The sequence below is a fragment of the Aquimarina spinulae genome, from assembly GCF_943373825.1.
GTDB classification, from domain to species: Bacteria; Bacteroidota; Bacteroidia; order Flavobacteriales; family Flavobacteriaceae; genus Aquimarina; species Aquimarina spinulae.
The window spans coordinates 2,096,860-2,118,269 of record NZ_CALSBP010000002.1; the positions used below are offsets into that span (position 1 = coordinate 2,096,860).

Genomic DNA, 21,410 nt, shown 5'->3' on the forward strand with positions numbered 1-21,410 from the left:
CAATGGTAGTTCTGTACACAAATTACGGTTTTCACTCATTAAGCATTTTGATTTTATTCTTGTCGGCAAATTTATCTTTTTCACTCTTAATTTTATCTTTTTTATACTGCAACTATGGCTGTACTTTTTTAAAAAGATATCATCATAGGTTTAAGAATTCAAAATTCTTACTAACAAAAAAATCAAAATGAATTCAAATTTAAATTTTGTAAATCAAAAATAATGCCTGATATTTGTTTCATTATGAAGTTATAAAAGAATTATGTACATAATTGTGCGCATAGAGACCACTCGATTTAGAAGCTAAGGATTCCTTCTTTAGCACTTCTTATTTATATTTTCAATTCGTAATTCTTATTATAATGACTCAAAAAAAACTTACACTTACCCGTATATTTTCATATTTCAAAATTGCACTAACTGGTAAAGAACAAGAATTTACCTCGGGTAGTATTCGCAGAGCGGTTTTCATGCTTTCTGTACCTATGGTTCTGGAAATGATGATGGAATCTATCTTTTTTCTTGTAGATGCTTACTATGTTTCTAGTCTTGGGGCCAATGCTATTGCTACGGTAGGATTAACAGAATCTGTACTTACCCTTGTATATGCCATTGCTATTGGACTTAGTATGGGAGTTACTGCAATTGTTGCCCGTAGAGTGGGTGAAAAAGATATTAGTGGTGCCTCACAGACAGCAATACAATCTATACTTTTAGGAATCGTAATTGCTATAATAATTAGTGCTATAGGTATCGTTTTTCCGAAAGAAATACTTGGACTCATGGGAGCCGAACCAGATCTTATTGCAGACGGATATGGCTATACTCAAGTATTATTAGGCGGAAACGTGACCATAATGTTGCTGTTTTTAATCAATGCAGTATTTAGAGGTGCAGGTGATGCTTCTGTAGCAATGCGAGTATTAATCTTTTCTAATTTATTAAATATCATTCTGGATCCGATTTTTATTTTCGGATTTGGTCCTGTTCCTGCTTTTGGTGTTCAGGGAGCGGCGATTGCTACAACTATAGGTAGAGGTAGTGCTGTGATATTTCAGCTATTAATTCTTTTTTATGGCTGGAGTAAGATCAAGGTTGCTTTTAAAGATATTGTTTTTAGAGCCGAAATTATGCTTAATCTTGTTAAGGTCTCTTTGGGAGGGATTGGACAATTTATTATTGGAACATCTAGCTGGGTATTCTTGATGCGAATTATGGCTGAATTTGGTAGTGAAGTATTGGCAGGCTATACAATAGCTATTAGAGTATTAATGTTTACACTTATGCCTTCTTGGGGAATGAGTAATGCTGCGGCTACGTTAGTAGGTCAAAATCTAGGTGCTGCAAAGCCAGAACGTGCTGAGCAATCGGTTTGGAAAACAGGAAAATACAATGCATATTTCATGGCTATTGTATCTATATTTTACCTATTATTCGCAGAAGCAATTATAAGGATCTTTAGTGATGAAGCATTAATCATTGAATATGGAGCCTTAAGTTTACGTGTAATTGCTGCAGGATATGTATTCTATGCGTATGGAATGGTGATCATACAATCTTTTAACGGAGCAGGTGATACCAAGACTCCTACTGTCATTAATTTCTTTTGCTTCTGGGTATTTCAGTTACCTTTTGCATACCTGGCAGCCTTGGTTCTGGATTGGGGCGCAATGGGAGTATTTCTTGCCATTACCTTTGCCGAAGTTTTAATCGCGGTGATTGGAATTATCTGGTTTAAAAAAGGAAAATGGAAAGAAGTAAAAGTATAGTTAATTATAGAATAAGCCCCGTAAAACAAATTTTACGGGGCTTTATCTGTTAGTAAATCTGGAAGTTATTTGACTACCTTATAGGTTTCTGTACCATTTTTAATGATATAAAAACCTTTTGGTAATCGATTTGTAATTTCTTTTTCTTCAAATTCATTCTTTATATTATGTCTAGAGTAAAAAGTTCCATCAAATTTATAAATTTGAATCAAGTAAGGTAAACGTTGAGAGTTTTCTACTGCTAAATTTGTTCTATTTGGACATGAATAAGAAATTTTTGCTGCAGGCTTTGATCCTCTAGTTAATTCCTCAATTGTTTTATGGGAAGTTACTTCTGAAATTATTTGGTCATATCTTCTAAAACTCTGACCAGATATACTTGTTACTGTATATTGCATAGTGCCAATTTCTAAAGGATGTCTACTTCTATTGCTTAAAGTACTTGGGTTTGATATACCATTACAAATTGAAGCTGTAGCTTCTGATCTATCATCACCAAGAAGATTTGTTCTATATATTCTATATCTGTTTGAGGCTACTCTTTTAATCCCTCTATATTCTAAAATAAGAAACAAATGATTATTTAAATTCACGCCACTTTGTTTATGTACTGAACTCCAAAAATTTATAGTTACCCAACTAGGATAATTAACTATATCATCTTCAGAGTTAATTCTTCCTGATGTTACCAAATTTTGTGGAGATTCTGAGTTTTCATATAATCTATAATAAATTCTTTCCGTGAAGTTACCCCTTAAATCAAAATCAAAATAAATTCTGTCATGTTTATTAAGCGAATTACCACTTGATATAATGGATAATTTTTTTAGGTCAAATTGAGAATTAGTCGGAGGTCCAATAGGGCAACGTTCTATTGTTTTTATCTTTGCTACATCTTCTGGTTTATATAAAGAATAATAATCATCTCCATCATTTGGCCATTGACGTACACGTTTCAAGTAATAATAATTAAAACCTAGACCAAAATCCATATAGTAAAATTTACCAACTACTAATGGCTGATCTATGGTTATATTAACTATATGCTCATTAGAAATTCTAGTGCTCAAATTTTGATTACAAGTTTGATTGATGATACTTGAAGTAATCTTTTTTCCATCGATATGAGAGTATAAACGGTAATCCATTTCTTTTCTTGTCGCTATTTCCGCATTAGAAAAAGCACTAAACGTCATTAATGATAATAATAACTGTAAAATGTAATATTTAGTTTTCATTGTTACTTAGGTTTAAGATTTATGTTCAACGAAATTTAGGCAATAAAGCATGTAGTTGTATTATGGTTTCGCCGTAGGCCAGAGTTAAATAACGAAACCTTAAAACCATTAATATTTTCATGATAATTAGTGATAAAATATTAACTCACAGGTAATATTACTGCCTTAGTGTTGAATTGGGGGGCAATGGGAGTATTTCTTGCCATTACCTTTGCCGAAGTTTTAATCGCGGTGATTGGAATTATCTGGTTTAAAAAAGGGAAATGGAAAGAAGTGAAAGTGTAGTATTCTTCCTTAATGATAATAATAAAAAAACACCCTCATGTTTTGAGGGTGTTTCTATAATGTGGCTAATCTATTGTAATTATTATTCTTTTACAGTATAGTTGGTCCAGGCAAATTTTGAGAAATCTGCACCAACTCCAGCTTTTACTGTTACAGTACCATCGGCAGCTACAGTAATAGCATCGTTATCTGTAGTAAAAGTACCCGTAATCGTACCTCCAACTTTATCGTCACCTACATCACCTTGTTGTATAGCATTTGTAAAAGTAACTGAACCATTTCCTTTCTTATCATCTGTATCTACTCTGTTTCCAAAAGAAGCTTTACCCACTGTTCCAAAGAAAGCATTATTAATAGTAGCTTCTGTACCTCTTCTTATTTCTGCTCCAGCTTTTAATGGAGTTATTTCAGAAAGGTTTAACACAGTAACTTTTTCGAAAGTAGGTTTAGAAACCGGAGTTGCAGCATTGTTAGAACCATTACTATCAAATTCTATACCTCTTGGATCTTCGGTAGCATCATTAAATCCGTTTTCTCTAACTCCAAATAGATTAGTTAAAGTACCAGTGTATCCTTCTGTACCATCAAACATATCATCTTTGATATTCACACAAAGAACATTTTCTACACTTACAGTTCCGCCAAAGAACTCAATACCATCATCTGCACCATTGAAAATAGCAATGTTATTGATTGTTGTTCCGGTACCTACAGTATATAAAGAAATTCCATTAAACTCCTGATCTCCATTAATTTTGGCTCCTGTATATTCTGCAATTACATAAGTAAGAGTACCAGAGTTATCTGCGTTATCAGTACCTCCGTAATTAAGTCCTGCAACTTCAGATTCTGCAGTTGCTCCTTTGTTAGTTGGAGTTTTTCCTGCAATTACTATTCCTCCCCAGTCACCCGGTCTTGGATTAGCTGCATCTGAAGTAAATTTTATAGGAGCAGCCGCAGTACCTTTGGCTTCAATTTTTGCTCCTTGCTCAACAGCTAAGTATACATCAGTACCTCCGGCTTTTGCTTTTACAGTTGTTCCTGCTTCTATAGTTAAAGTCTGCCCTGATTTTACGGTTAATGGACCCGAAAGAACCCAAGATTTACTTGCTGCCAGAGTAATATCACCTGTAATATTACCTTTTAAGTCTGCTTCATCTAAATCTGGATCATCCTGAGAAGCTATCGTACCATCTTTTGTGGGTTCAGAAGGAGTTGGTGCAGGAGAATCATCATCGCTAGAACAAGAAAATATTGTTGCTGCTATTACTAATATTGGTAAAAACCTTAATTTTTTCATTTTGTTTGTTTTTTGAGTTATTATTTCATTCTTGACAAAGAACCCTATAGAATCTAAATTCAGAGTAAAGGATTCATTATGTATGTGTTATATATTTTACTTTAATTTTATCTTAAGGTAAAATGCTTTTTATATGTTAAAATTTATAGTTAAGTCCTAGTGAAAAATTTATTCCTCTTTGATAAGATCTCATAACAAATTCTTGAGGCACATCCCTTATTTGTTCAATTTTGGGATTTAAGAGGTTAGTGGCTTTGAATTTAATTCCTATTTGATCATTAAACTTTCGTTCCATAATAAAGTCGAGATTTGCTACAGCTTTTTGAACAATATTATTATTGAAGTTTGACCCAATACTAAATACTTTATCGGTTTGATATGCAAATACCAAGGTTGCCAAAAACTCTTTCTTGTCATTAACACTTCTATACGTGATATCACTATTGATTAAAAGCGGTGCCGCTCCTTCTAATTCAGAGTCTTTACCGGTAATAAGAATCCCCTGATCTTCAAGCTTATCTGTGTCTTTGAATTCTAAATTCGTATACATATATGTTGCATTTCCTCCAACACTTAATTTTTGAGATTTATCATCATCTGTTTCATTTTTATATACGTTCTTTTTAACCTCAATTTCAATTCCTGCTATGGTAGCGTCTCCTAAATTAGCATATGTGAAGTTCCTGTCGGCTGCAGATATTCGTTCTATTCTGTTGATTGCATCGTTAACCTGTTTGCCAAATACTGAGGCTGATATCAACTCATCACTTTGTGGGTATATTTCCCATTTTAAATCGATATTATAGTTGTCTGATGGTTTTAACTCTGGGTTTCCAGATTCTAAATAATCAATCCCTTCATATACAAATGGTGCTACTTCCTTAAATTGAGGATATGTATAGGTCTGACTTGCTGAGAGACGAAGTATATTTTTTTCGTTGATGTTATATTTTAGGTTAAGAGAAGGAAGAAAATAGGTTTTATCTATATCTAATGGCCCTCCATTATCTCTATCAGAATTTGTAAGATTGGTAAACCATTCTACCTCCATTTTTATATCTTCAAATCTTCCTCCTACACTGGCGTAAAACTTTTCAGAAAACTTATAATCTACACCTAAAGCAGCAATGTTCGTTGCCTTATTAGCCTTATATGTAAAAGGGTCAAGAGCATTTTCTCCAAAACCAAAACCGGTTGTAAACCTAAAGACATCATTATCTAGCGCTGCCTGATTTAAAGTAGCTTCAAGATTATTAGGATCAATAACTATGGTACTGGGTAAATTATAATCAAAATAAATGGCTTCAAAATCCCTTGTTGTATTTCTAAAATTATATGCAAGAGTTATTTTTCCTTTATTTTCATCCTTCGCTCTTCCTCCAAAATACCTTGTTATTGTTGCTTTGGCATTAAGATCATCTTCCTTAAGATTATGATAATAACGACTATTATTTCTCGGTGTACCAGACGCCAAACGAGTTATATCCTCATCTGTATTAATGATAAAAATATTTCTCTTTCTATTAGGTTCATCATTCTTTACCAAGTTATAAGACACTCCCAAATCAATATCAAAAGATCTTCCTATTTCATGTTTTGAAATAAGTTGATTAACATACAATAGGTTTTGATTCTGAGTTTGCTGTACTACTCGTGCAAGTTCGCCATCGGTATCTGCAACATCTGGTTTTGTTCCTAAATAATCCTGAACTTTTTGACTATTTGAGTGTACCAAAAAGGTATTGTAAGATATATCATTGGATAAATTTATTTTATATTTAAAATTACCCATTGCCACCTTGGTATTAGAGTAGTCAAATTCTTCGGCACTTGTATAACTACTTCCAAAAGTACCATCGTTATTAAAGTTTATTGAACTACCATCTTTATAGTTATATCCATTACTAAAAGAACCTACTAAGAACATGGATAGCGAGCTTTCGTCTCCAAAATTATATTTCTTTCCCCAATCTAAAGAAACACCAAGGTTTAAGGGCACAATTCCTGATTGATTTGGTGCTAAGTTATCATCAAAAGCATATACTGTTAAGTCTGTTATTTTTGGATCTGTATGATCAGCTATTCCAATCCAATTAGCACCATCTATTGTTTTAAAGTCTTTATTTTCTACTGCTTGAGAATTTACTCCGCTGGATACACTTACTTTAAAACCGCTTTTACCTTCAAAAATCTTACTGTTAATATTTATATTCGCACCTCCAACATCTCCATTCTGGTTATTAGAAAAGGCCTTACTTACCCCTAAATTTTGTATAATATCTGTAGGAAATAAGTCTAAAGAAATATTTTTATATCTAGGATCGTTTGATGGTAACGGAAGATTATTTAAGGTTGTACTATTATATCTGTCGCCAAGTCCTCTAACATAAACTTTATTAGAACCTTCTTGTTTTGCTACTCCTGATATTTTGGCAGCTGCAGCTGTTGCATCGCTCACTCCTTTTCGCGAAAGCTCTTCAGCACCAATTTTTTGTTCAATTTGAACAGCATTTTTCTGCTCTATTAAAAGGGCTTCTTCGCGTTCACGATTGGTAACTACTTTTATCACAACTTCTTCTAATGCTGCTGCTGTAGCTCCCATAGTAGCATCTACCACGGCTACTTTATCTGCTTCTACTACTACATTAGGTATTTCTACCGTTTGATATCCTGTAAAACTAAACAATAGCGTATATGTCCCTACAGGAACTCCTGTAATCTCATATAACCCATCAAAATCTGTAGACGCTCCTTTGGCAGTACCTCCTACAATTACATTAGCAAAAGGAAGAGGTTGATTGTTTGATTCTTTATCTAATAATTTTCCGGCAATAGTCCCGGTTTCTTGTGCAAAAATAGCTCCTATAAAAAATAGTGCCAGTACTGTAAATGTTTTTCTCATTATGTATTTTCAAAATCTGATACAAATAAATACGGTTTTACAGTAATTGTCTTTACCCCACTATTATGGTTAGTTTAAGGGATTGTGATGTAGGAAAAATGAATAAAAAGGTAAGATCTGTAGGATTTTTAGGGGATTTTGCACCTAAAATTCTATACTATTAAATTACTAATAAACCACTGAATTATAAGGTTTACCCACATCAATCGAGAACTATTTAGCTATACCATTTTTTGAATCTCGAATATCGACGATTATACAAAATCTGTTTTTTATAAATTATTAGAGAATTGTTATGAAGATGTTAAACCAGATAAATTCATAGAATCTGCCTTAACAATAAGATAAAATACGGTAACAGAATATAAGATAACAACGTAAGTTTTCTTTATGCTTTTAATCTTTTAATTTGATTATTAATAATTTACAAATAATCTATTCTGAAATAAACTAAAAAAAAGAAGCTTGGCGATTAGCCAAGCTTCTACAATTCAAATACTTAAATATGGGATATTATATTATTGACGAGTCCAATCTGATGTCCAGGTATCACTCTCTTGTAATGCTCCTGCATAGTTAGCAGCGTCAAAAAATGCTCCTAGTGTAGAAGGATCAAAATTATCTACACCATCTACCGCAGTAGTATACGAATAAGTTCCTCTAAAACCAGTAATTTCAAAACCAGATGGTATAGCAGTACCTGCACTATTAAAAGGAGCACCAGAACCATCTACAGTAAAATTATTAAAGGTTGCAAAATCTGCGAGATCAACAGTTGCACCACCATGATCTAAATCAAATGACTTTGCATTATCGATAATAGAATTTCTAACAATTACTTCATTATTATTAAGGTTGATCAATGTTTGGTCATCATCAACTTCAATTCCTTTTCCTGGGAAAGCTTTGATAATAGCATTGTACATCGTTACTTTGGTTCCTGCTCTAAATTCGATTCCTTTATTTTCTCCATCACCATCTTCTGCACCGATTAGCGTGATATTAGATAAGGTAGGATTAGAGAATGGTGCTGCATCTGGCGTAGAAGATAAATTATCTGCTTCGATTCCTTTATCTCCAGCTGCAGAAGTTTGCTGTGCGATCCAGAATTGTCCATTTCCAATCCATCCATCTGTCCAGTCAAAAGAATCATCCCCAGCACCAGTTACAATGGCATACTTTAAGTTTACAGTTCCGCCAAAAAACTCTATTCCGTCATCATTTCCATTAAAAGCCTGGATATATTCTAAAGTAGTTCCATTACCAACACCGTATAATGAAAGTCCGTTATATTCTGCATCGTCATTAATTTTTCCTCCTGTATATTCTAAACGTACATAACGTAATATTCCTGAGTTATCTGCCGGATCGGTTCCTCCATAGGTAAGATTTGCAACTTCTGTAGTTGCTGTAGTACCTCTGTTGATAGGGGCTTTACCTGCTAATAATAATCCTCCCCAATCTCCAGGATTAGGAGTAGATTTATTAGACGTAAATACGATAGGTTGCGCTGCAGTACCTTCTGCGATAATTTTTGCTCCTTGCTCGATCGCTAAATATGAGAATACTCCTCCTACATCACCTGCGATAATTTTTGTACCTGCTTCGATCGTTAATGTAACTCCATCTACTACAGATACACCTCCTCTTAGCTCGTATACCTCACTAGATTCTAATGTAACATTTTGTGTAATCTGGCCCTCTAATATTTTGGTTCCAGAAGTGTCACCACCAGAACCTCCCTGGTTGATTGTGATATCTCCGATATTATCTTCCTGTATGGTACAAGCACTAAATAAAACTGCTGTTCCGATTACTATTCCCGTAAGTAAATTTTTAGTTTTCATTTTATATAATGATTAATTTTAGTTGTGTTTTCCGTTTATAATTAAAGTTTAAAAGTAACCCCAAGACTAAAGTTGATTCCGTTATCAAATTTATAGGTGGTAAACTCCTGACCTAAGTCTTCCTGATCCTGGTATCGTTCTATAGATGGGTTTAATAAATTTTTAGCTTTAAGGCTTATTTCAACATGCTTTCCGATCTCATCTTTGAAATTAAAGTTTAGTACTCCAAATCCTTTTTCAAAAATATCTCCTACTCCATTTCCACCAGCAGAATACACTCTATCTCCGAAAATGTTAAAATCTAAAGTTGAAGTAATTTTATGATTACCAAATTCTTTGGCATATACAACATCTGCATTTACCAGAAAAGGAGAAGCTCCTTGTAATTGTCTTTCTACATTAGTTGGTGCAATATTAGAACCATTAAATGTGGTAATGGTTGGGTCAATCTCTACCTTTGTATACATTATTGTAGTATTAACACCAAAGTTTAGGTTGTTCCAGATTGTTTCTTCTGTGTTAAAAAGATTACCCAGGTTCTTTCTATATTCTAATTCTGCTCCAAAGATTACAGCATTATCAGAATTGATAAATGTGTTTACATTTGAAGCTGATGCTACATATACTTTTTCGATTGGGTTTTCGATATATTTACCAAATAATGTAGCCGCTACCAATTCACCTGTCTGCTCAGGAAAGTGTTCCCATTTGATATCTACATTATAGTTATCAGAATTATTAAGAATAGTATTTCCCAGAGTAGCTTCGGTAACATCTTCATCTAAGAAAGGTGCTATTTCTGTGAATTTTGGCAGTGTAACCGTTTTACTAGCTGCAAAACGAAGGTTTGATGTTGAGTTTAACTCATATTTCAAACTTATACTAGGGAGAATAAAAGTTTCGTCTATCTTTTGTGTTTTGAAAGGAGACGTTTCTAAGTCTTGTTGTTCTCTATAAAACACATTTTGCTCAAACAATTCTGCGCGAATACCTCCATTGAAGGTTAGTTTTTCTGTTAATGCATATTGCAAATTTGCATACCCAGCAATGGTTAATAAATCTGCCTCATAAATTCTTGTCGGATTAAGGTTTTCTAAAACAATATATTCTCCATTAAGGAAATTAGTTTCATTTAATAATGCATCCGGATTATTAAAATCTACATTTTGATTTACAAGACTGTTAAGGTTGTAGTTTAACTGATTAGATTCAAAATCTCTATCTTTTGATCTTCCTGCTAATCCAATCGTAAGTGCATTTTTAAAGTTATCATCTTCATCCTTTCCAAAATTAATATCAAAATCAATCTTCCCAGAATAATCATTTTCATTCAATTCCTGATAAAAACGTTGGTTGTTTGCTAAATCCGGACTTGTACGGTTTCCTAAAACAAGGTTTCCATTTTGCAATTCTGTAAACACCAATTGACGTCTGTCGGGTATTAAGCCCTTTGCTTTATTATATGCAAATCCCCAATTTAACTGATACTTTCTTTCGCTAAATCTATGTTCTCCGGTAAGTTGTTGTGTAAACAGGTTATTTTGCTCATAGGTTCCTCTTCTTAAACGAATACCTACATCTGTATCTTCACTACTTACACCATCTGTAAACTCTCTAAGCTCATCTTCGGTATCATTAACAAATAATGTAGTAGCAAGAATCTTATTGTTATTGTTCCATCGGTATCCAATACTTCCTAATACTGTAGTATTCGTAAAATACTCATATCGATCTACATTCTTAAAATTTCCTATTCCAGTAATACTTTCTCCCTGAGAGTTAAAAGCAGCCTGATTACCTCCCAAAGCGGTTCTATGGTTTTGATCAAATGATGCGGTAACCAATACATCTAATTTCTGATCTTCTGCAACTGTAAAGGTTTTTCCACCGGTTATACTCATACCTCCATCGGGAGCATTAAATCTTTTTACAGGATTAAAAGAAGTATCAAAAGGGTAGTACTCTATTTCTGTACTATTATAATTGTAATTCGGAATGTCTAAGAAAACAGGAACTCTTCGTGACCCATCGTCTAATCCCCATTCATCATATTGCCCACCATTAAGTAAGAAAAAATCATTACTAACAGCATTAGAGTTTACTCCCGAACTAAAACCAACTTCTAAAAAACCTTTTCCGGGACGGTCTTTGGTATCAATATTTACACTTGCTCCGGCAAAATCACCATATATATCTGGAGCATACGTTTTATAAATCCCTAAATTCTCAACTATATCGGTCGGAAAAATCCCAAGATCAATAAGTTTTAACTTTGGGTTTAATGACGGAATAGGTAGTCCATTTAAATAAGCATTGTTATAACGATCTCCTAATCCACGAACATATAGTTTATCACTCTGTCTAGAAATACCAGTTGCTTTAGTTAAACCTGTAGCAACATCACTTACTCCTTTTTTAGAAAGTTCTTGCGCTCCTATCTTTTGCTGAATAGTCACCGCATTTTTTTGTTCTAATAAAATAGCTGCTTCAGATTCCTTTTTGGTCGTAGTTTTAATTACAACCTCATCTAATGCAGCCGCGCTTGCTGCCATTGCAGTATTAACTGTAGTGGTTTCGTTTGACTTTACGATTACATCTTTAATGTCTAAAGTTTCATACCCTACAAAACTAAACTCTAGTACATATGTCCCTGGCTCCAGATTTTCAATAGTATATAAACCATCAAAATCTGTAGTCGTTCCTTTTGTTGTTCCTTTAATTAATACATTAGCAAAAGGTAAAGGCTGATTATTAGATTCCTTGTCTAATAATGTTCCGGTAATCGAACCGGTTTCTTGCGCGAAGAGTATTCCTACAAAAAATAACGCAAAAAGTGTAACAATTTTTCTCATTTAACTTGTTCTGAAATTCCCGGCAAAGAACGACAGGCAGTGTTAAATGTGTGTTATTCAAAAATTAATTATGTGTCATATTAATGTTAGAAAATTGTTACCTCTCATTGTTTATAGAATGTTTTCTCAATATTAATCCAGTGTTAGATCTATACATAAACTACTGTAAATAAGAAATTAACCCAGATAAAAATCTTCTTAAAAAAGATCCATTGTATTGTTAAGAAAACAAACAACAAATTAGTAATGTAAAAAAAAATTAAACCTTTCTTAGATTAAAAAATCAAATCATAGAAGGGATATCATTCTTTTTTGAGAGTTTTGGAAAACAAAAAAGACTTCCAATATGGAAGTCTTTTTTGTTTATTTTTTTGTAGTAAAATCTAGTTTTTATAATTCACAACCACATTGTCTTTACCTGACCAAGTTGTTACATCAGCGATTTGATTTTTATTATAATTTACTTCTGATAACTTATCTGCATTCCAGAAAAACCATTTCCCTGTTTTTACTCCATTATCATATTGCCCCATGGCAATTTTCTTTCCTGTAGCATCATACGATTTCCATTCTCCATGAAGCTTACCTTCTTTATTATAGAAACCTTGTTGTCTTACTGTTCCATCTTCAAAATAAAATGTACCTTTAATCTGATCTCCTTGCTTTTCAAAAGTCGGCTTTACATCCTGAGCCATTGCGGTTGCAGAAAATAAAATGGCCATTGCTACTATTATCTTTTTCATGATTTTAAATATTTTAGATTATTTGGGATGTCGACTTATATTATAAAAGTAATATTTATTTTACATTTAAACAACATTTCGGTAACATTAAATTAACATTAATTCCATAATTACCTTATTATCATTCATTTAATACATTAAAAATTGAACCTTTGTAATGTTCAAAATCATCAATCCTATCTCACTTTTGTCATCATGAACAGTATTATATTTATACTTTTGATGACGTTAAATTATTCTGTGTCATTTCATAGATTTATTATATTTAAATGAATAACAAGAAAAGACTTATTGAGGTTGCTATTGTTTTTTTTAAGCTAGGTTGTTTTGCTTTTGGTGGTCCGGCAGCACATATTGCCATGATGGAAAATGAAGTAGTTGATAAAAGGAAATGGATGGACAAACAACATTTTCTGGATCTTATCGGAGCCACCAACTTAATTCCTGGTCCCAATTCTACCGAGATGACCATGCATTGTGGTCATGAGCGTGCCGGAACTGCTGGTCTATTTGTTGCCGGAGCTTGTTTTATTTTTCCTGCAGTAGTCATTACAGGAGCGTTGGCTTGGTTTTATACTTCTTATGGACAGTTACCCGAAGTAACTCCTTTTATTTCTGGTATCAAACCCGCTGTACTTGCTATTATTTTATCGGCAATTCTAAAATTAGGAAAAAAAGCATTAAAAAACTGGGAGCTAGGTATAATAGGAATTTTAGTACTAATTATTAGCTTATTGGGAGTAAATGAAGTTATTGCATTGTTAAGTGCAGGGCTTTTTGGAACACTATATTTTTATTTTAAATCTAAACTAAATACCTCACCTAAATCCATTGCCCCATTCTTCATATTTAAAATTTCTACATTTACTTTTATTAAACTTTCTTCTATAAAAGTTCTTTGGACATTTTTTAAAGTTGGTGCTATATTATATGGTAGTGGTTATGTTTTGTTTGCATATCTTGATGCAGAATTAGTTACAAAAGGCTGGTTAACCAGATCAGAATTGATAGATGCCATTGCAGTTGGTCAATTTACACCAGGTCCTGTTTTATCTACTGCAACCTTTATTGGTTATCAATTAGCTGGATTTTGGGGAGCCATAGCGGCTACACTAGGAATCTTTCTCCCTTCTTTTCTTTTTGTATTACTTCTTAATCCATTAGTGCCCAAAATGAGAAAATCCAAAACACTTAGCTATTTTCTTGATACTGTTAATATTGCGGCGGTCGCTATCATGTTATCGGTATTGTTTGTAATGTCTTTAGATACCTTAATCGACTGGAAAGCAATAAGTATTGCTTTGGTGGGTGTTATTATGATTTTTGGGTTTAAGAAAGTAAATCCTATGTGGATTGTACTTGGAGGATCACTTTTGGGATACGTGCTAAGTCTTGTATAGTGCCACTTTTAACGATAGCTTAAAGTTTTGGTAACATAAAAACTCGCCAAATAAAATATTTTTGGCGAGTCGTAAGACGACATTTGTAGTTTCAAAAAATCATATTAGTTTTTGTCGACTTAGATTTTTGAAATACAGGGCTAACCGAAAACGGTTAGCCTTTTTCATTTCTGCATAAATACTCAAAAAAAACATTTTAATATAATCATTATAAAACATTAAGTTAACATTAACTTAACATAGATACAAGTTCTTTGCAAGCGACAAAAACTAGTATCGATTATGAAATTAAAGAATACACTAACAGCGTTAGTTCTATTTACGCTTTGTTTTGTAAATGCTCAGGAAACTACTGAGACTAAATTTGGAAAAGGAATCTTAAATGTTGTTGCCAAAGACAGCTCATGGAGCATGAAATTTGCAACCAGATTTCAATTACTTTCTACTACCGGTTGGGATATTAACGATAATAATTATAGTAAACCAGAAACCAATTTTCTCGTAAGAAGAGCACGTTTAAAATTTAGCGGTTTTGCTTATAGTCCAAAAATTAAATATAAAATAGAATTGGGGGTATCTAATAGAGATATTTCTGGAGCTTCAGAATTCACTAGCAATGCTCCACGTTATATTCTAGATGCTGTTATAAAGTGGAATTTCTATAAAAACTTTACACTTTGGGCGGGGCAAACTAAACTACCAGGCAATGTAGAACGTGTTATTTCTTCAGCAAACTTACAATTAGTAGATCGTTCTAGGTTAAATAGTCGTTTTAATATAGACCGTGATTTAGGAATACAGTTAAGACATCACTTTAAATTATCAGATAAATTTATCGTTAGAGAAGCTTTTGCAATTTCCCAGGGAGAAGGAAGAAATATTACCAGCGGGAATTTAGGTGGCCATCAATACACAGGAAGATTAGAATTATTACCTTTTGGGAAATTTAAAAGTAAAGGAGATTATAAAGGAGGAGATCTTAAGAGAGAACAAACTCCCAAATTAATGCTGGCGGCAACTTATGACTTTAATGCAGATGCTGTAAAAAACAGAAGTAATCAAGGGTCTTACATGCAAACCGGTACTGGTTTTTATGAAACCAATATTTCTACCATATTTGTAGATGCTATGTTTAAGTATAAAGGCTTTTCTTTTATGGGAGAATTTGCCGATAGAGAAGCTGATGAAGCAATTGCAGTAGAAGAAGACGGGACACCAACCGGAGATATAGTTCAGGTGGGTAATGCGATAAATCTTCAAGCTGGATATTTGTTTAAAAGTAATTGGGAAATAGCAGGACGCTATACTAATCTTAATTATGATGCAATTGTTGGAAAAAATCTTGAAGAACAATATACCCTTGGGGTATCTAAATATGTAGCTGGTCATAACTTAAAAGTTCAATCCGATATAAGTTATACCACTGAAGATGGTAATGGTAGTGGGTTAATGTATAGATTACAATTTGATATACATTTCTAAATCACAAGCTAATACATAACAGTTTGGTAACATTAAGCTGAGAATTGATTATAATATTTGCACCTTAAACAAAAAGTATGGATAATATTTATTTATTAATGGTAGTCGCGCTAGCAATATTAGCGGTTGCCGACCTTATTGTGGGAGTTAGTAATGATGCTGTTAACTTCTTAAATTCTGCTATTGGTTCTAAAGCAGTTTCTTTTAGAACAATAATGATTGTTGCCAGTATTGGTATTGCAGCTGGAGCCGTTTTCTCTAGTGGATTAATGGAAGTAGCAAGGAAAGGAATTTTTAATCCTGGTGAATTCTATTTTGATGAAATCATGATCATTTTTATGGCAGTTATGATTACCGACATTCTCCTTCTCGACTTTTTTAATACACTGGGGATGCCAACTTCGACAACGGTATCTATTGTATTTAATCTTTTGGGAGCAGCAGTATCTATTGCACTAATTAAAATTGGAGCAGATCAAGGGTTAGCTTTTTCTGATTTAGGAAATTACATTAACACCAAGACAGCAACAAAAATTATTAGTGGTATTTTGCTCTCGGTAGTGATAGCATTCTCGGTAGGTGCTATTGTACAATTTATAACTCGTTTATTACTATCCTATAATTTTGAAAAGAAAGCTAAATGGGTTGGTGCTTTATTCGGAGGAATTGCATTAACTGCATTATTGTATTTCATTTTCATGAAAGGAATTAAAGGAACCAATTACGCCAAAGCTATAGTTGATATTCTATACAATGGCGGTCCTGAAGGGCTATTAGATTGGGCTAATAATTATTTTGGTAGTACGTATGAAAATGTAAAGGAACTGGCAAAAGCTCAGAAAAACCTTTTCAAGATAGATGGTGATGCAGGAACAATCAAAATGACCTTAAGAGGATATTTAGAAACCTATGTGTTTCAGATCGTAGCTGCCGGTTTTGTATTGTGGTCAGTATTATCATATATACTTATTAATTTCTTTAAAGTAAATATTTATAAGCTTATTATTATTGTAGGTACATTTGGATTAGCATTAGCTTTTTCGGGTAATGATTTGGTAAACTTTATTGGTGTACCTATAGCGGGCTGGCAATCTTATGAAGCCTGGGTAGCTTCTGGTATTCCTGCTACTGAGTTTTCTATGGATGTTTTAGCCAAAAAAGTAGACACTCCTACCTTACTACTATTTGGTTCAGGAATAATAATGGTACTTACATTATGGTTTTCAAAAAAAGCTCGATATGTTGCCGATACCGAAATTAACCTTTCTAGAGAAGGAGAAGCTAAAGAACGTTTTAAACCAAATTTTCTATCAAGAGGTGTTGTAAGAAGTACTGTTTTGATATCTCAAGGACTTGGTGCAATTACACCAAAACCTGCAATGGAGTTTATAGAAAACAGATTTTCTAAACCTGTTATAGACTTACCAAAGAACAAGACTTATGAAATGCCTGCATTTGATATGGTAAGAGCTGCAGTAAACCTTATGGTTGCCGGAGTCTTAATTTCTATTGCAACTTCTATGGGATTACCACTTTCTACAACCTATGTTACTTTTATGGTAGCAATGGGTACCTCATTAGCAGATAGAGCGTGGGGAACAGAGAGTGCAGTATATCGTGTAGCAGGAGTACTTAACGTAATTGGCGGATGGTTCTTTACTGCTATAAGCGCATTCGTTGCAGCTGCAACAGTAGCGTTTTTGATTAATCTTGGTGGCCCTATAATGGTTGCAGTCTTATTACTTATTGCTGTATTACTTTTGGCAAGAAATACCATTAATTATAGAAAGAGAGTTAAAGCAGAGAAAGCAGAAGATAGTCTTAAAAATTCTGAGAGTAGCTCTGTTCAAGGAGTTATCGAAGAAAGTGCAGATAATATCAAATCCTTTGTAAATAGAGGAAATAAAATTTACACAAGCACGATAGAAAGCCTTGTGAAATATGATTTAATCGCCTTAAAGAAAAGTAAAAAAGGAATTGCTAAACTAGATGAAGAAGTTGAAGAACTAAGAGATAATATTTTCTACTTTATCAAGAATCTGGATGAGTCTAGTGTAGGTGCCAGTAATTTTTATATTAATATTTTAGGGTATCTGCAAGATATGTCTCAGTCTTTAGAATATATCACCAAAGCAAGTCACAAGCATGTAAACAACAATCATAAAAAACTTCGATTTAATCAGATTAAAGATTTAAAAGAAATCGAAGAACAATTAAATGAGTTGTTCAGGCAAATCAAAAAAGCATTTAGTGATAGAGATTTTGATCATATTGATACCATTATTAATGAAAAACAAGAACTCTTTAATAAGGTAAATCAAAAAATAGATAAACAAGTTGCCAGAACGAGAACTGAAGAAAATAGTCCAAAAAACACCACCTTGTATTTTGGATTACTATTAGAAACCAAAGATCTTATTACCGCAACAATGAATTTGTTAGAGACCTATAGAGAACACAAATAGTAGATCTAACTACTAATAAAAATTGCAAAAAAAGGCTAAATATATTGATGTTTAGCCTTTTTTATTTTTAACTTTCACTATACGAATTTGGCACAAAAAACCATCACGTTAAGCAAATGTTATCTACTCACACAACTAATGTTAGCTTATCGTTACCAAATCTATATAAATATGTATACTTCGTATTAAGTGGTATATTTATCCAATGTTATGTAATGCTATACTATAATGAACAAAAAAGATATTTCGATACTATTAGTTGATGATGAACCCGATATTTTAGAAATTGTCGGGTATAACCTTACTGCAGAAGGATATACAGTAATAACTGCAGAAAATGGTGTTGAAGCTGTAAAAGCTGCAAAAAAGAAAAAACCACATCTAATTATTCTAGATGTAATGATGCCAGAGATGGATGGTATAGAAGCCTGTGAGCATATAAGAAAGTTACCAGACTTACAAAATACAATCATTACCTTCCTTACAGCACGTGGTGAAGACTATTCTCAAGTTGCCGGATTTGATGCCGGTGCAGATGATTATATTACAAAACCCATTCGTCCAAAAGTTTTAGTAAGTAAAGTAAAAGCCCTATTGAGAAGACTTAAAGAAGAAGAGTCTTCAGACAATGTTGTTAAAATAGGAAATTTGGTCATTAACAGAGATGAATACAAAATTGTTAAAGACAAAAAAGAAATTGTATTACCAAGAAAAGAATTCGAATTACTATCTTTATTGGCCTCTAAGCCTGGCAAAGTTTTTAAGCGAGAAGATATTCTTGATAAGGTTTGGGGTAATGAGGTCATTGTAGGCGGTCGTACAATTGATGTGCACATTAGAAAATTAAGAGAGAAAATCGGCGATAATAGTTTTAAAACTATTAAAGGAGTAGGATATAAGTTTGTAGTTTAATGGCAGAAAACTTTAAAAAGTCGTATAGATTTGCATATCTATCTTCTTTATATATAACCATATTATTAACGCTCGCATTGAGCGTTTTTTTATACATTCAATCACTGTTTAATCCATTTATTATATTTGGTTTTATAGTGACTTGTTATCTGATTTGTTTTCTCATTATTCAATATAGAGTAGAAAAATTTATTTATCGTAGAGTACGAAAAATCTATGATGATATCGAAATGCTGGAAGTAGATTCTATCGGAGAAGGCCCCGTGACTACAGATATGAGAACTCTTATTAAAGAAGTTGAAAAGTTTGCTCAACAAAGAAAAACAGAGATCGAAACTCTAAAAATCAGAGAAGCCTATCGTAAAGAATTTATGGGTAACGTTTCTCATGAGTTAAAAACACCCCTGTTTACTGTTCAGGGATATATTCTTACCCTCCTGGATGGAGCAATGGATGATCCCGAAATTCTTGACAAATATTTAAATCGAGCAAACAAAGGAGTTGAACGCTTGATTTATATTGTAAATGATCTGGATATGATTACCAAACTTGAAGTAGGTGATCTTAATCTTAATTATACCAATTTTGATATTGTAGAATTAGTACAAAGTGTGTTTGATTTATATGAAATGAAAGCTGCAAAAAAGAATATTGCTCTTACGTTTGATATGAATTATGAAGAACCTGTACTTGTACATGCCGATAAAGAGCGCATACAACAAGTACTTTCTAATTTGATTGTAAACTCAATAAAATACGGAAAAGAAGATGGTACTACAGAAGTAAGCATCGAAGATTTAATCCGAAATAAAACCATTGTTAGAATTACAGATAATGGTGAAGGAATTGCACAAGCCCATATTCCACGATTGTTTGAGCGTTTTTATCGCGTAGACAAAAGTGGATCGCGTAAAGAAGGTGGGTCCGGTCTTGGGCTAGCTATTGTAAAACACATTATCGAGGCACATCATGAGCGCATTTATGTAGAAAGCGATTATCGAGTGGGAAGTGAATTTTCATTTACTATGGAAAAAGTGAAAAAGTTCCCTATAGTCAATATCAGTACTAAAACTACTTAGCCCTCTGTATGCATTTAAATCCCTTAGTTTTGTTAATGTAAACTCGTTCTGGTTACAACTAGGAACTAACTTATTAACCGTTAAACGCTCTGCAAGATATTCTTGCTCAAACTGTCCGGGAGTTGGGATAAAGAAAGCTTTTTTCTTCAGTTTTGCAAGATCCATTACTGTTGTATATCCAGATCTAGAAATAATCAGGTTACTACTATTAATAGTATCTTCCAGATCTTTTCCGGTTAAATAATTATGAATAGTAATATTATTTTTTACAAACGTCTGTTGGGTTTCTTCAATAAGTCCACGTACAAATACAATCCTCTTATCACTTTGTTCAAATTCATAAAACAGTTTTTGTTCTAGTAAAGTACGTTGTGGTTCTGGCCCAGAAAGCAATACCATAATATCGTATTTTTTAGGTACAATTTGATATTCAAATCTACTTAGTGGCCCAAGATAAGTCACGGGAATATTGTTTCTCTTAGGATGCCCTAACTCACCACTAAGATTAGGATCATCTGCCATATCAGGAACCCAACACACATCAAATTTTTTAATATACTTATTATGTAGTTTAGTACTTATAGAAGTAGTTTTTCCGCTTAATACAGTAAGTTGATGTGTAATAAATACCGAAGGAATACTCTTATGTCGTACTCCCATTCTGTTATCAGAGATAATACCACAAAAATTTTCCTCTTCAATGATTTTTTTTATTGCTTTTTTTTCAGCACTAATTGCATGAGCAATTTTAGGACTGTTTAACAACATCTTTAATTTGAAATTACTCCCTTTTTTAGAATACTCTATATTATAAGAAGGGAGTTCTTTGGTAAGTAGCATAGGAAACTCCTTCTTTAATAACGATAAGGCAACCCCATCAGAAGCAATAACAGGCTCCAGACCTTCTGCCAGTAATGCATTGATAATAGGAATACATCGGGTTGCATGACCTAGTCCCCAATTAAGAGGAGCAACAAGTACTTTTTTATTCAAACGTTCTAGTATTTAAGTTGTTATAGTAACTATCAATTTGATTCTTAATAATAAAAGTAATCCTATTTTCTTATGCATATATTTCCTTAATTTTACCAAAAAATTATCTTAAGTGAAATTTTATATTCAAAAACAAGAGTGTA

The 21,410-nt window shown here is 33.0% G+C and carries 13 protein-coding genes; 6 read left to right on the top strand and 7 right to left on the bottom strand.

Annotation, left to right across the window (positions count from 1 at the left end; genetic code table 11):
- Window positions 1–362 precede the first annotated feature (362 nt).
- The gene (locus NNH57_RS14865) at window positions 363–1,769 is read left to right on the top strand and encodes an MATE family efflux transporter (protein WP_074407057.1); all 1,407 of its coding nucleotides are present in this window, start codon (window positions 363–365) and stop codon (window positions 1,767–1,769) included.
- 65 nt (window positions 1,770–1,834) lie between these two features.
- On the opposite strand, the gene NNH57_RS14870 is transcribed toward NNH57_RS14865, so the two are convergent.
- The 6 genes from NNH57_RS14870 to NNH57_RS14895 form a co-directional block, all read right to left on the bottom strand.
- Window positions 1,835–3,007, bottom strand: coding sequence for a hypothetical protein (locus tag NNH57_RS14870; RefSeq protein WP_132066113.1), 1,173 nt, complete (start codon window positions 3,005–3,007; stop codon window positions 1,835–1,837).
- Window positions 3,008–3,374: 367 nt separating this feature from the next.
- Entirely contained in the window at window positions 3,375–4,592 is a 1,218-nt protein-coding gene (locus NNH57_RS14875) for a hypothetical protein (RefSeq protein WP_025664387.1), read from the bottom strand.
- A gap of 136 nt (window positions 4,593–4,728) precedes the next feature.
- Window positions 4,729–7,494, bottom strand: coding sequence for a TonB-dependent receptor (locus NNH57_RS14880; RefSeq protein WP_108809169.1), 2,766 nt, complete (start codon window positions 7,492–7,494; stop codon window positions 4,729–4,731).
- Between the two features lie 518 nt (window positions 7,495–8,012).
- Window positions 8,013–9,341, bottom strand: coding sequence for a hypothetical protein (locus NNH57_RS14885; protein ID WP_108809170.1), 1,329 nt, complete (start codon window positions 9,339–9,341; stop codon window positions 8,013–8,015).
- A 41-nt stretch (window positions 9,342–9,382) separates the two neighbouring features.
- The gene (locus tag NNH57_RS14890) at window positions 9,383–12,193 is read right to left on the bottom strand and encodes a TonB-dependent receptor (RefSeq protein ID WP_074407053.1); all 2,811 of its coding nucleotides are present in this window, start codon (window positions 12,191–12,193) and stop codon (window positions 9,383–9,385) included.
- 383 nt (window positions 12,194–12,576) lie between these two features.
- Window positions 12,577–12,936, bottom strand: a complete 360-nt coding sequence (locus NNH57_RS14895) for a toxin-antitoxin system YwqK family antitoxin (protein WP_074407052.1) — start codon at window positions 12,934–12,936, stop codon at window positions 12,577–12,579.
- 269 nt (window positions 12,937–13,205) lie between these two features.
- Between NNH57_RS14895 and chrA the strand changes: the two genes are divergently transcribed.
- From chrA to NNH57_RS14920, 5 genes are all read left to right on the top strand, one after another.
- Window positions 13,206–14,336, top strand: a complete 1,131-nt coding sequence (gene chrA, locus NNH57_RS14900) for a chromate efflux transporter (protein WP_074407051.1) — start codon at window positions 13,206–13,208, stop codon at window positions 14,334–14,336.
- A gap of 282 nt (window positions 14,337–14,618) precedes the next feature.
- The gene (locus NNH57_RS14905; RefSeq protein WP_074407050.1) at window positions 14,619–15,818 is read left to right on the top strand and encodes a porin; all 1,200 of its coding nucleotides are present in this window, start codon (window positions 14,619–14,621) and stop codon (window positions 15,816–15,818) included.
- Between the two features lie 77 nt (window positions 15,819–15,895).
- Window positions 15,896–18,283, top strand: a complete 2,388-nt coding sequence (locus NNH57_RS14910) for an inorganic phosphate transporter (protein ID WP_074407049.1) — start codon at window positions 15,896–15,898, stop codon at window positions 18,281–18,283.
- Between the two features lie 228 nt (window positions 18,284–18,511).
- The gene (locus NNH57_RS14915; protein WP_034239607.1) at window positions 18,512–19,195 is read left to right on the top strand and encodes a response regulator transcription factor; all 684 of its coding nucleotides are present in this window, start codon (window positions 18,512–18,514) and stop codon (window positions 19,193–19,195) included.
- On the top strand, window positions 19,195–20,274 hold the full coding sequence (locus NNH57_RS14920) for a sensor histidine kinase (RefSeq protein ID WP_074407048.1): 1,080 nt from the start codon (window positions 19,195–19,197) through the stop codon (window positions 20,272–20,274). Before NNH57_RS14915 ends, NNH57_RS14920 begins: the two co-directional genes overlap by 1 nt.
- Here NNH57_RS14920 and NNH57_RS14925 read toward each other — a convergent pair.
- Complete coding sequence (locus NNH57_RS14925) at window positions 20,212–21,267, bottom strand: glycosyltransferase (RefSeq protein ID WP_074407047.1); 1,056 nt, start codon at window positions 21,265–21,267, stop codon at window positions 20,212–20,214. The two genes, NNH57_RS14920 and NNH57_RS14925, sit on opposite strands and share 63 nt — an antisense overlap.
- Window positions 21,268–21,410: the final 143 nt, after the last annotated feature.